Source organism: Arenibacter aquaticus, assembly GCF_003957295.1.
In the GTDB taxonomy this organism is placed as follows: Bacteria; Bacteroidota; Bacteroidia; order Flavobacteriales; family Flavobacteriaceae; genus Arenibacter; species Arenibacter aquaticus.
On the sequence record NZ_RQPJ01000001.1, the window covers coordinates 809,895 to 821,621 of the forward strand.

The following is an 11,727-nucleotide window of genomic DNA, read 5'->3' on the forward strand; positions in this document are numbered from 1 at the left end:
TAGCAAATCAAAATATGCCACTAGTTTGGATTTCCTCCTTTTATTGGGCTATTGGGCTAATATAAAATTCAATTAAAATAAAAATCAATTGTTTGGCCATTTACAATTCAGTACAATTGGAAGAATATATTGTAGCTAAAACACTGTAACCTTTACAAACGATACGATTAGCTAATAGTGAAGTTTAAAACCGTCCATAACTGGAACAAGCTACGCATAAAAATACCCTTCAATCAATCCAATTAACTATAGAAATGTAAAATTATGACCATTGGTTAGAGTCAAAAAAAAACCCACGGCTAGATTGGGTTACCCGTTAAAGGACAACAATGGTCACCAAGCCCCCAATAACAATTTTTGGCAAGCTTTTGCTGGGTCTAACAGACCACAGCTCCATGAAAATAAACATGTTATTCAACCTATTTTTGGCCGCTTAGGTAAACCCTAATCCTTTTTAACCACAGCCTCTGGCCGCAAGACATAAATACGACTTTCCTTTTCCTTAAACCCAAGACTTTTATAAAGGTTAATAGCCTCAATACGTTTATCAGCGCTAAAAAGAAGTATTTCGGACAGTCCTTTTTTCTTTCCTATTTCCACTATTTTCTCCATTAATCTCCTTCCTATTCCCTGTCCCCTATGAGCAACATCCACTACCACATCTTCTACCCATCCTTTTTTACCCGATACTACGGTATAAGTGCACATCAAGGCCATTCCCAACACCTTATCCCCCTCTCTGCAATACACAAGGGAAATTGGGTTATCCGGATCCATAACCTGACTTAGATCTACCTGCTTAATATTGGAGTTTAACTGCCGGAACAAACCGGCCAGCTGTTCCTCTATATTTGAATTTATGTCCGAAGACTGTAATAGGGCAATTTTCATTGGTTATAATGTTTATTTATTTTTAAATCCATCCTTTAAAGCAAATGGCCTTCCAGCAATTACATTAGTCTTTGTCTACTTTTTGGTAAACCCTTACATAATCTACAGTAAAAACATCTGGAAAAACGGTCTTAAGGATTTCTTCTTTTTTTCCTGGATATTCCATACTTAGAATTAGATACTGTTCTATATTGGATACGCCCGAGGCCACCTCATAATATTTCAGTCCGTCTACATAAAAAATATACTTGTCCGGAAACCACTCCAGGGCAAAGGTATGAAACCCTTGGCTTACTCCTCTGCGGTAACTCTGCATCCCATGTGTGGTCTGCTGATTGGGTCCGTATGCCCAATGCACATTGTGGGAAACAATATCAGTACCAAGCTTTTTAAAGAATTCCATCACATCTATTTCCGCGCCGTATTTAGCAGGGTCCCCACCTTTGCCCACTTGGGGGGACTGCAACCAAAAAGCCGCCCAGACACCCGGTGATCGTTGTAGTTTGGCCCTACATTCATAATATCCGTACTTGGACATAAATTTACCTTGGGTGCCCACGGCACTACCCAGCAAACTATCTCCCTTTTTTAATGCATATAGCTTTAAATACCCATTTTCCACCTTTACCGCTTCTTCAGAAACATAGGCTATGGCCCTAGGTCCAATTCCCCTCACGCTCCATTTGGTGGTATCCAAGGCTTTACCCTTAAACTGATCTTCCCACACCAAGCGATACCCCTTCTTTTCAGGGTTGAAACGCTTTTTGGACATGGGTCCCTGGGCAGGGCGTTGTGCCCAACCCACCCCCATCACAAAAAACAATGCGGCGCACAGTAAATAAATTTTCATCCTAAAATGGTTCTTATTCGTTTAATTACCACAGCTCCTTTACTACCTAAAACCCACAGAAAGAGCAGGCATATGGCAATCCACATACCTCCCACTACAAATAATAAAAAGCTATTTTAAATCATTAGGGAGAACAGGGCAATATACAACATGTTAATAGTCGTTTTCTCACATATTTTACCAAAATCTGCCATAATATTGACCCTAGTTTATCCACCTCTTCCTTAACCAAACATTATACATTTTTTTTATTATCGCTTAGCATAATAGACAGAAAGGAATTGCTATCTTTCTGATGATTAACCAGTTTAGTTCAAATTCCCTGTTGAACAACCTTTAAAAGCATAAAATAATTCTACCAACCATAACATTATGAAAACAAGTATATCCTTTTTTGCCATTGCACTCCTACTCTTCGGATCCTGCAAAGACACTCCAAAAAGCCAGAACACTACAGATACAGTCCATACCACTACCCTGGACTCTGTGCCCTTTCCTAAGAAGTTGACCCATTTTACAACACCAGAAATAGCACCATTATTTACGGGCGGAGGAAAAGATAGCTGGGATCAAAAAATTAGGGAACGTGGTTTTATTTTAAAGGAAGACGGCACTTATCATATGTGGTATACAGGATTTGGTCCTGATAGCAAGGCCCTTGCTCTAGGCTATGCCACATCCCCGGACGGTATCATCTGGACCCCCTACCCAGACAACCCCATATTTAAAGAAAGCTGGACAGAGGATATGATGGTAATAAAAGTGAACGGCACCTATCATATGTTTGCCGAGGGGGAAAACGATGTAGCCCATAGGCTCAGCTCGACCGACAGGATCAATTGGACAGATCACGGTTCGTTGGACATACGCAAGGCAGATGGAACCCCACTAAGCGAAGGCCCCTATGGGACCCCTACCGCCTGGAAAGAGAACGATACCTGGTACCTTTTCTATGAACGTAACGATCTAGGCATTTGGCTTGCCACCTCAAAAGATTTGAATGTTTGGACCAATGTACAGGATGAGCCCGTATTGGCCATGGGACCTGAAGCGTACGATAAATATGGACTTGCGGTGAACCAGATAATTAAGCATAATGGATGGTACTACGCCTATTATCACGGTACGGCCTATGAGGATTGGAGTGAATGGTCTACCAATGTAGCCGCCTCCAAAGACCTCCTGCATTGGAAAAAATATCCCAAAAACCCCATAATGGAAGAGAATAGATCCAGTGGCATTCTTGTCCCCGAAGGGAATAATTATAGACTTTACACCATGCACGACAAAGTGGAAGTACATTATCCTATGAATCCCGAACAAAACTAAGGATTTATACCACCTAGTTGGTTTAGGTTGCCAACAAGGTGTCTACAGCCTTATAAGCAACAGACCATATAACCTAAATTATCGTCAAAAGGCTTTTAGAGAACCCTGAGCCACGTATTTAAACCCAAAAAAAAGACCATTGAGTCTGTTTTAAGCAGCACCGTTGGTCAATAATATTACTATTCAGGATCCCCGCTTGTTTAGACCTGAAAACAACTGCATGACCTTAGCCATACAAAAAGTGATATTACCCTGGGTTTTATACTCGATCAAGATCCCTAAAAAATAAAAATCAAAAAAAAAGCCCTGCGAGGTTTTTAACAAAAAGTCGCGTTGAAATAATCTACGGCACTTTTCGTATCAATAAAACCTTGCAGGACTACAGGTAAAGGTTGGTGGTTATTAAAAATGCAAAGTATTGGACTTTGCCGGTTATTGTTTAAGGCGCAGAATTACTGCCTTCCTAAACAATATTCGATTCCTCCGACCAAATGTTGCCGGAAATTAAGATCGTCATAAGAAGCCTCGGTATGTCCCAATCCCGTGTAAAAAGCACGGCCACCATCATATTCATGATACCAGGCAATAGGGTGATTATCCCCATTCTTACCCCCTTCATAGGAGCTCTCGTCCAACTTCATAATAACATTGAGGTCGGGATTAATATTCTTATAGTTATACCATTCATCAAAATGGGTCCATATATCTGCTAAATGCTTTGTAGCTGGATGGTTGTGGTCTACCACATTTATGGTAGCCGTTTGTTGTTTGGGATGACTAAGGAAATAAGCCCCTACCAATTTACCGTACCAAGGCCATTCATATTCAGTGTCCGCCGCTGCATGTACCCCCATAAAACTGCCTCCGTTCTGTATATATTTTTCAAAGGCCGCTTGCTGGTCATCCCCCAATACATCCATGGTGGTGCTCAAAAACACTACCAACTTAAATTTCTTAAGATTCTCGCTGTTAAACTGAAGGGAATCCTCAGTATGTGTAATTTCAAAATTGTGGGCCGCCCCTAATTTTACAAAGGTAGCAACGCCTTTTTCAATGGATTTATGCCTAAATCCATTGGTCTTGGAAAAAACCAATACCTGATCTTGGGAGAAACTACTTGGAGGATTAATTCTGGCCGGCACCTTCACCTCCGTGTCATGCAGGGTAGGATTTAAGGTTACTTCCTCTTGAATTTTACTACTACCACACCCTATTGCCATAAGCAATACAAGTAATACAATAGTACATTTATATAAGCGCATATAAAGATATTCGTTTTTTAATCAAGCCCTAAATATCGAAATTTTAAGACAAGAATGCACATCTTTTGCAATTTTTTCTGTAATTACCTACAGTTTTCACAATAAACCCCCTTCTTGTTAGAAATAAAAATACCCGAAACAGTCCTTTTCCTTAACACTTTCAGGCCCATTCACCTACTACCAATACAAGGGCTATAAATCTTTAAGTCAACATGGACCAATAAGCTAATCATATAAAAAAATGTACAGCAGCCGTTTGGCCAACAAAAGAGATGATTGTGAAAGGTAGAGCACAGCAAAATATGCCAAAAAAGAGAGCAAACCAGTATTATCCACCCCAGACGCTTAGAGCGGGCAACTATCCGTTGGCCAAGGACATAAGATATTTCTTGGGAGTGGTACTATATTTTTTCTTAAAGGCCGCAATAAAATGACTAGAAGTACTGTAGCCCACTTTTAAGCCAACCTCATTAACGTTATGCTTACCCGATTCCAGCATTTTTCGGGCGTATTCCATTTTATAATCAAACAAAAAGCTATATACCGAGTCACCGTAGATCTGCTTAAAGCCTTCCTTTAGTTTTTTTAAACTCAGCCCTATTTCATCTGACAATTCCTGTAAACTGGGCGGCTCTGCCATGCGGGAAATAACAATTTCCTTGGCCCTTCGTATTCGTTTAACATTGTCCTCATCTACCAAAAAAGGACACTGCTCCACATCTGCATCCTGACTCTTATTAAAATAAAGGGAAATAAGCTCATATACCTTTCCTTTAATATATAGTCCCTTAATGGACCGGTGCAGGTTGTAATTCATAACCTGACTCAATACCACAGCAATGGCCGGTGAAACAGCCTCTTGGGAGTAATACTTCTTGTCCTTGTTTTCTGCGCTAAGAAAGGGAATATAGTTGGCCTCCTTGGAAAATAGGGAATGAAATTTACGGATCGTCATCACCACCGAGACCATCCAAGAATTTGTGTTCAGGATCAAGTTTAACGGCAGATCAACTTGAGTGTTATATAAAAGAAGTGAATTCTCCTCACTAACCTCCAGGGCATACCGGCCTTCATTGAAAATAAACTTGGCATCTCCTTTTAAACAGAAATGAAACTGTATATAGGAACTGTCTATTTCACGCGTAACCTTCTGATTGTAAATACTGTCGTTCTGAATCTTCAACACATAGAACCCATCTTCTATCAACACTTCCTCAAAAGAACCTTGAGCGATATTTTCTTCCTCCATAAATACCAATTTTCAAATTCTACTATTTAGAAACATTCTAAATTAGGCGCGACAAAATATTCGCCAACACTGCTAAAATAGACTATTTACGGGGTTTTAACATAAAATACAACGTTAAAAAACCACAAGCGTTACTAATTGTTCCTCTAGCGTTATTTTTATAGCATCTATGCTACTATTTTTGTTGCGCTCTTAAGGGTACCTATGAAAGATTACCATATTTCCAAACATAGTTCGTTTTACACCATTGGCCTTAATTATAAAAAGGCCGATGCCGAGGTGCGTGGAAAATTCAGCTTGGACGATCATGCTATGGACCGTTTGTTGGACCAGGCCAAACATATAGGCATAGATGGCCTTTTGGTTACCTCTACCTGTAATAGAACCGAACTACACGGCTTTGCCCAACATCCATTTCAACTCATAAAACTACTCTGTGACAATACACAGGGCAGTCTGGAAGAGTTTCAGGAAGTGGCCTATGTACACAAAAACAATGATGCCATAAACCATCTCTTTAGAATGGGCACTGGATTGGACAGTCAGATTTTGGGCGATTTTGAAATTATTAGCCAACTCCGCCAAAGTTTTAGCAGGTCTAAAAAGCACAATATAGCTACACCATTCTTGGAGCGACTATGTAATTCAGTAATACAAGCCAGTAAGCGTATAAAAAACGAAACAAATATTTCATCCGGAGCCACTTCGGTGGCATTTGCCTCCGTGCAATACATCATCAATACAATCCCCGATATTTCCGATAAGAATATACTCTTGTTCGGTACTGGGAAAATTGGCCGTAATACCTGTGAAAATCTTATAAAACATACCAAGAACTCACATATCACCCTTATAAACCGCACCAAGGACAAGGCCGAAAAAATAGCGGGAAAATTTAATTTGATCGTAAAAGATTACGGGGACCTACAAACCGAAATACGCAATACCGATGTGCTTATCGTAGCCACCGGCGCCCAATCCCCTACCATATCCAAAGAGCTTATCTACACCAAGAAACCATTGTTGGTTTTGGACCTGTCCATTCCCAAGAATGTTTCGGACAATTTAAGTGAACTGGAAAACGTAACCCTGATACATCTGGATCATTTATCACAAATGACCGATGATACCCTGGAAAAAAGAAGACAATCCATCCCACAGGCAGAAGCCATTATAGAAGAAGTTAAAGACGATTTTATAAAGTGGTTGGAAACCAGAAAATTTGCTCCTGTAATCAAGGCTTTAAAGAAAAAATTAAAGACTATGAAAGATGAGGAATTGGATTTTCAAAGCAAGAAAATTTCCGATTTCAATTCCACTCAGGCCGATATTATCTCCGAACGCATTATCCAGAAGATTACCAAACAATTTGCCAACCACCTCAAGGATACAGAAATAGATTCCGACACCAGTCTAGAACTCATTCAACGCGTTTTTCAATTAGAACTGGAGCCTAAATGAGCAAAACAATACGAATTGGCACCCGAGATAGCCAGTTAGCACTATGGCAAGCACATACCGTGCAAACGCAATTGGAATCCCTGGGCTATGACACCCAAATCATTTCAGTAAAATCTACCGGTGACCTTTTGCTGGACAAGCCCCTGTACGAACTGGGCATTACTGGAATTTTCACCAAGACCCTGGATATAGCAATGATCAATGGCCAAGTGGACATTGCTGTACATTCCATGAAGGATGTACCCACAAAACTGCCCAAAGGCATGTTACAGAGTGCAGTACTACCACGTGCCAATACCCAGGACATCCTTGTACATAAAAATTTGGATTTTCTAGAAACCCACGGCACTATCGCCACCGGAAGCCTAAGAAGACAGGCCCAGTGGCTACATAAATACCCTGACCATAAAGTTGTAGACCTAAGGGGAAATGTAAATACCCGACTCCAAAAACTAGCCGATAATCCATGGGATGGGGCCATTTTTGCCAAGGCCGGTCTGGAGCGTATACAGGTTCTGCCCCAAAATCACATAGACCTGGACTGGATGATACCTGCACCTGCACAAGGGGCCATGGTGGTCGTAAGTATGGAAAACGACCCCTACTCCACGGAGGCAGTTAGAAAACTCAATGATAAAACAACGGAAATCAGCACCCACGTGGAAAGGGAATTTTTACAGGTGCTGGAAGGAGGTTGCACGGCACCCATTGGAGCAATAGCTACCATTGACAAAGACAGCCTAAGTTTTGAGGGCGTATTACTATCCCTTGACGGGAAACAGAAGTTAGTTGTCAAGAAATCTATTGCTTCTAAGCAATATAAAGGTTTCGGAAGGTCTTGTGCCCAAGAAATATTGACCAACGGTGGCTCGGAAATGATGGTGGAGATAAAAAAGGAATTGGCATGATCCCGCTTGGGAACAAGAAACCATAGTAGCATGAGCATACGCCTTCTCTCCACAAAAATCCTTACCCCCAGTCAAAAGGCCATCCTCAGCAACAGTTCAATTTTAGTGGATAATTATGATGCCATACAGATATCGTATATACCCATCAAAATAGACCCTGCTTATAAGAATCTCATTTTTACCAGCCAGCATGCGGTAAAGGCTTTTCTACAGAACTACCCCAAAACAGCCTACAACCACCAAGACCTTAAAGCCTATTGCGTAGGTGAAAAAACTAAGGCATTGGTTTCGGATCAGGGTATTCAAGTCGTGGAAATGACCCATTACGGTGCACAGTTGGCCCAAAGATTAGTGGACAAACACCCCGAAAAAACATTTTTATTTTTGTGCAGCGATAAGCGCAGGGATGATATCCCTAACCTTTTAACAAAACACAAAGTAGCATTTAAGGAACAGATAGCATATCAAAATACCCCAAATCCCCTTACCTTTGCTGCCGATTATAAGGGCATACTCTTCTTTAGCCCCAGTGGCTTGGAAAGTTTTATGACCAATAACCGTATCGGAAACAGTGTTGCTATTTGTATTGGCACAACCACCGCAGCGGAAGCCAAAAAACACAGTAAAAATGTTATCACGGCCAACAATCCAACCGTAGAAAGCGTATTGGAAAAGGCAGTGGAACATTTTAAAACACAAACAAATTAACAGCGTATGTTACAAGGGAGCTACCCATTTGCATCCATAAGGATAACAAGCAGCACCTAAAAAAGTAACATTCAAAAAACCAAATATTAAAAAGCCTAACAACCGTACAGTATGAGCATAAAAAACGACTTATTTTTAAGAGCATTAAAAGGGGAAACAGTAGAGCGCCCACCAGTTTGGATGATGCGCCAGGCAGGTCGCTATTTACCAGAATTTATGGCCATACGTGAAAAGTACGACTTCTTTACACGCTGTAGGACCCCGGAATTGGCCAGTGAAATAACCGTACAACCCATTCGCCGATACGGTATGGACGCCGCTATTTTGTTCAGTGATATCTTGGTAATTCCCCAAGCCATGAACATAGAGGTAGAGATGAAACCTAATTTCGGACCTTATTTACCCAACCCTGTACGGGACCAAAAAGGCGTAGATGAGGTTATTGTCCCAGATGTCAATGTGGAATTGGATTACGTTATGCAAGCCATTAAGGCCACCAAGGAATTATTGAATAACGATATTCCGCTAATCGGTTTTGCCGGTTCACCATGGACCATTCTATGTTATGTAGTACAGGGCCAAGGAAGCAAGACCTTTGACAAGGCCAAAGAATTTTGTTTCACCCAACCCATAGCAGCCCACCAACTTCTTCAAAAAATAACAGATACCACCATTGCCTACCTAAAGGCCAAGGTAAAAGCGGGTGTCAACGCCGTACAGGTGTTCGATTCTTGGGGAGGAATGTTATCTCCAACAGATTATCAGGAATTTTCCTTTCAATACATTCAACAGATAATAGACGCCCTAAAAGAAGAAGCCCCAGTCATAGTTTTTGGAAAGGGATGCTGGTTTGCTCTGGGCGATATGGCCAAATCCGGCGCTGCCGCCCTAGGAGTGGACTGGACCTGTACCGCACGTAACGCCCGCTACCTTAGTGGTGGCAATATCACTCTGCAAGGTAATTTTGATCCCGCCAGATTGCTATCCCCGCCAGCAGAAATAAAGAAAATGGTCACCCAAATGATTACCGACTTTGGAAAGGACAAATACGTGGTCAACCTAGGTCATGGCATTTTGCCCAATGTCCCCCTAGACCACGCCAAAGCCTTTATAGATGCCGTAAAAGAGTACGGTCAATAAACAGTTAATAGTAGGGCGTATCCCTTTTATCCTCTTAACAGGGGTAAAAGGGTCGCGCTTTCCGTTATATCTTTTATTTTTAAAGAACGATATAGGCTTTTAGGACGTATTCTCTTTCATAAAGGTCCAAAAAACCAGAGCATAAAAATAAAAGGATGTCACTACAATCGCTTACGCAAAAACAATGATATGATAAAGCATATTATAAGCGGTATTAAAGCCTATTTTGGCAGCTTTAAACTCATTTCCCAACTGGGTCTTTGGAAGTATTTTTGGGTTCCCATTCTGCTCAGTATCCTTATCGCCGCCCTGATATTTTCCATAGCCTATTCCCTATCCGACAATATAGGAAACATGCTATCCCAGTGGTGGACTTGGGATTGGGGGCAACAAACCGTTTATCTCATTAGTGAAATATTTGGTGGAATAATAATCCTAATATTGGGATTTATACTTTACAAACATATGGTTATGGCGTTCTCAGCTCCCTTTATGGGACCCGTTTCCGAAAAAATAGAGGCCCACTTCACCGGAAGAAATCCTCAAGAACATAAACATACTTCTTTTGCCAATCAACTCTGGCGAGGAATACGTATCAATGTCAGGAACCTTTTAATGGAAATTCTACTGACCATTCCCATAATTCTAATTGGCCTCATCCCTATAGTTGGACTGTTATCTACCTTCCTCCTTTTTCTGGTTCAGAGCTACTATGCCGGTTTTGGAAACATGGATTATACACTGGAAAGACACTATTCCTATAAGGAAAGTATTAGGTTTGTTAAAAGCAATAAGGGAATAGCCATAGGCAATGGCATTGTATTTATGCTTTTCCTCTTTATACCGGTTGTTGGTGTCATCTTGGTCTTGCCCTTATCGGTAACGGCCGCCACGGTCAAAACGGTGGAGCATTTGAAATTGGAAAAAGAATTTGACTAACCCCAAGACCTGCAAGGTCAGAAAAACAACAAGACCTGCGAGGTTTCCAAAACCTTGTAGGTCTAGGAACATGAAACAAAAAACTTAACTCAAGGGTTGGAGCAAAACATACAAGGTGGCAAAAACAGGGAGACCTGCGAGGTTTCCAAAACCTTGTAGGTCTAGAAACAGAAAAAATGACGAAAGGGTTTGAGCAAAACCTACAAGGTGCCAGAGACCTTGCAGGTTAGGTGACAACAGGGAGACCTGCGAAGTTTCAAAAACCCTGTGGGTCTAGAGACGCCAAACAAAAAAAACAAAAAAGATGAAACTGCAAAAACTCGAAACGGACAGATATTATCATATTTACAACCGAGGAATAAACGGTGCTCTTATCTTTAGGTCCAAGGAAAACAAAACCTATTTCCTAAAACTGATGAACAAATATTTGTCTCACAAGGTTTCTATTCTTGCCTTTTGTTTAATGGGCAACCATTACCATATGGCGGTCCAGGTCATTGAGGAAGAAAAAATAGTTACTCAATCATTTTCCAATCTTTTCAATGCCTACGCCAAAGCTTTCAATAAAATGTACAATAGAACAGGTAGTCTTTTTGAAAAACATTATAGAAGAGTACTAGTTCAAGACACCAATTATTTAAGGAATTTAATTACCTATATAAATACAAATCCAGCATATCATGGCGTAAATAAAGACTATAAGACATTCGAGTTTTCTTCTTATCGCTCCACAGTTTGTCAAGATAGCAATGAAGATTTAGTCCCAATTGCAAAAGAAGAAGTGATAAACCTTTTCGGAGATACAGAGAATTTTGAATATTTGCATGAACAAAAAAGAAAATTAGATATAAACAGATTGGATTTGGAGTGACAACGCCTGCGAAATTCTAATAATCATGGGCCCTGCGAGGTTTCCAAAAACCTTGTAGGTCTAGGAACATGAAACAAAAAAATGACTCAAGGGTTGGAGCAAAACCTACATGGTACCGA

At 40.7% G+C, this 11,727-nt stretch carries 11 protein-coding genes; 7 read left to right on the forward strand and 4 right to left on the reverse strand.

The window, feature by feature from the left end; all coding sequences use genetic code 11:
* Positions 1–444: 444 nt before the first annotated feature.
* Entirely contained in the window at positions 445–891 is a 447-nt protein-coding gene (locus EHW67_RS03075) for a GNAT family N-acetyltransferase (RefSeq protein WP_126160863.1), read from the reverse strand.
* A gap of 64 nt (positions 892–955) precedes the next feature.
* Positions 956–1,741, reverse strand: a complete 786-nt coding sequence (locus EHW67_RS03080) for a glycoside hydrolase family 16 protein (protein WP_126160864.1) — start codon at positions 1,739–1,741, stop codon at positions 956–958.
* 372 nt (positions 1,742–2,113) lie between these two features.
* On the opposite strand from EHW67_RS03080, the gene EHW67_RS03085 reads away from it, so the two are divergent.
* Positions 2,114–3,070 (forward strand): glycoside hydrolase family protein, encoded by a 957-nt coding sequence (locus tag EHW67_RS03085; protein WP_126160865.1) that lies wholly within the window; start codon positions 2,114–2,116, stop codon positions 3,068–3,070.
* A 452-nt stretch (positions 3,071–3,522) separates the two neighbouring features.
* Here the strand turns inward: EHW67_RS03085 and EHW67_RS03090 are convergent, their stop codons facing one another.
* Entirely contained in the window at positions 3,523–4,332 is an 810-nt protein-coding gene (locus EHW67_RS03090) for a ThuA domain-containing protein (protein ID WP_238389827.1), read from the reverse strand.
* A gap of 358 nt (positions 4,333–4,690) precedes the next feature.
* Positions 4,691–5,581, reverse strand: a complete 891-nt coding sequence (locus EHW67_RS03095) for a helix-turn-helix domain-containing protein (RefSeq protein ID WP_126160866.1) — start codon at positions 5,579–5,581, stop codon at positions 4,691–4,693.
* A gap of 204 nt (positions 5,582–5,785) precedes the next feature.
* On the opposite strand from EHW67_RS03095, the gene hemA reads away from it, so the two are divergent.
* The 6 genes from hemA to EHW67_RS03125 all read left to right on the forward strand — a co-directional run bounded on the left by hemA (position 5,786) and on the right by EHW67_RS03125 (position 11,608).
* Positions 5,786–7,042 (forward strand): glutamyl-tRNA reductase, encoded by a 1,257-nt coding sequence (hemA, locus tag EHW67_RS03100; RefSeq protein ID WP_126160867.1) that lies wholly within the window; start codon positions 5,786–5,788, stop codon positions 7,040–7,042.
* Complete coding sequence (gene hemC / locus EHW67_RS03105) at positions 7,039–7,950, forward strand: hydroxymethylbilane synthase (RefSeq protein WP_126160868.1); 912 nt, start codon at positions 7,039–7,041, stop codon at positions 7,948–7,950. The genes hemA and hemC overlap by 4 nt, the downstream gene beginning before the upstream one ends.
* Before the next feature lie 30 nt (positions 7,951–7,980).
* The gene (locus EHW67_RS03110) at positions 7,981–8,658 is read left to right on the forward strand and encodes a uroporphyrinogen-III synthase (protein ID WP_126160869.1); all 678 of its coding nucleotides are present in this window, start codon (positions 7,981–7,983) and stop codon (positions 8,656–8,658) included.
* Between the two features lie 111 nt (positions 8,659–8,769).
* Positions 8,770–9,798 (forward strand): uroporphyrinogen decarboxylase, encoded by a 1,029-nt coding sequence (gene hemE, locus EHW67_RS03115; protein ID WP_126160870.1) that lies wholly within the window; start codon positions 8,770–8,772, stop codon positions 9,796–9,798.
* 189 nt (positions 9,799–9,987) lie between these two features.
* A complete protein-coding gene (locus tag EHW67_RS03120; protein WP_126160871.1) occupies positions 9,988–10,737 on the forward strand; it encodes an EI24 domain-containing protein in 750 nt (249 codons plus the stop codon).
* A 304-nt stretch (positions 10,738–11,041) separates the two neighbouring features.
* The gene (locus tag EHW67_RS03125) at positions 11,042–11,608 is read left to right on the forward strand and encodes a transposase (RefSeq protein ID WP_126160872.1); all 567 of its coding nucleotides are present in this window, start codon (positions 11,042–11,044) and stop codon (positions 11,606–11,608) included.
* The last annotated feature ends 119 nt before the right edge of the window (positions 11,609–11,727 follow it).

Bases quoted from the DNA above. Each gene is read 5' to 3' on its own strand.
- EHW67_RS03075 (WP_126160863.1), bottom strand. From the start codon at position 891: ATGAAAATTGCCCTATTACAGTCTTCGGACATAAATTCAAATATAGAG.
- EHW67_RS03080 (WP_126160864.1), bottom strand. From the start codon at position 1,741: ATGAAAATTTATTTACTGTGCGCCGCATTGTTTTTTGTGATGGGGGTG.
- EHW67_RS03085 (WP_126160865.1), top strand. From the start codon at position 2,114: ATGAAAACAAGTATATCCTTTTTTGCCATTGCACTCCTACTCTTCGGA.
- EHW67_RS03090 (WP_238389827.1), bottom strand. From the start codon at position 4,332: ATGCGCTTATATAAATGTACTATTGTATTACTTGTATTGCTTATGGCA.
- EHW67_RS03095 (WP_126160866.1), bottom strand. From the start codon at position 5,581: ATGGAGGAAGAAAATATCGCTCAAGGTTCTTTTGAGGAAGTGTTGATA.
- hemA (WP_126160867.1), top strand. From the start codon at position 5,786: ATGAAAGATTACCATATTTCCAAACATAGTTCGTTTTACACCATTGGC.
- hemC (WP_126160868.1), top strand. From the start codon at position 7,039: ATGAGCAAAACAATACGAATTGGCACCCGAGATAGCCAGTTAGCACTA.
- EHW67_RS03110 (WP_126160869.1), top strand. From the start codon at position 7,981: ATGAGCATACGCCTTCTCTCCACAAAAATCCTTACCCCCAGTCAAAAG.
- hemE (WP_126160870.1), top strand. From the start codon at position 8,770: ATGAGCATAAAAAACGACTTATTTTTAAGAGCATTAAAAGGGGAAACA.
- EHW67_RS03120 (WP_126160871.1), top strand. From the start codon at position 9,988: ATGATAAAGCATATTATAAGCGGTATTAAAGCCTATTTTGGCAGCTTT.
- EHW67_RS03125 (WP_126160872.1), top strand. From the start codon at position 11,042: ATGAAACTGCAAAAACTCGAAACGGACAGATATTATCATATTTACAAC.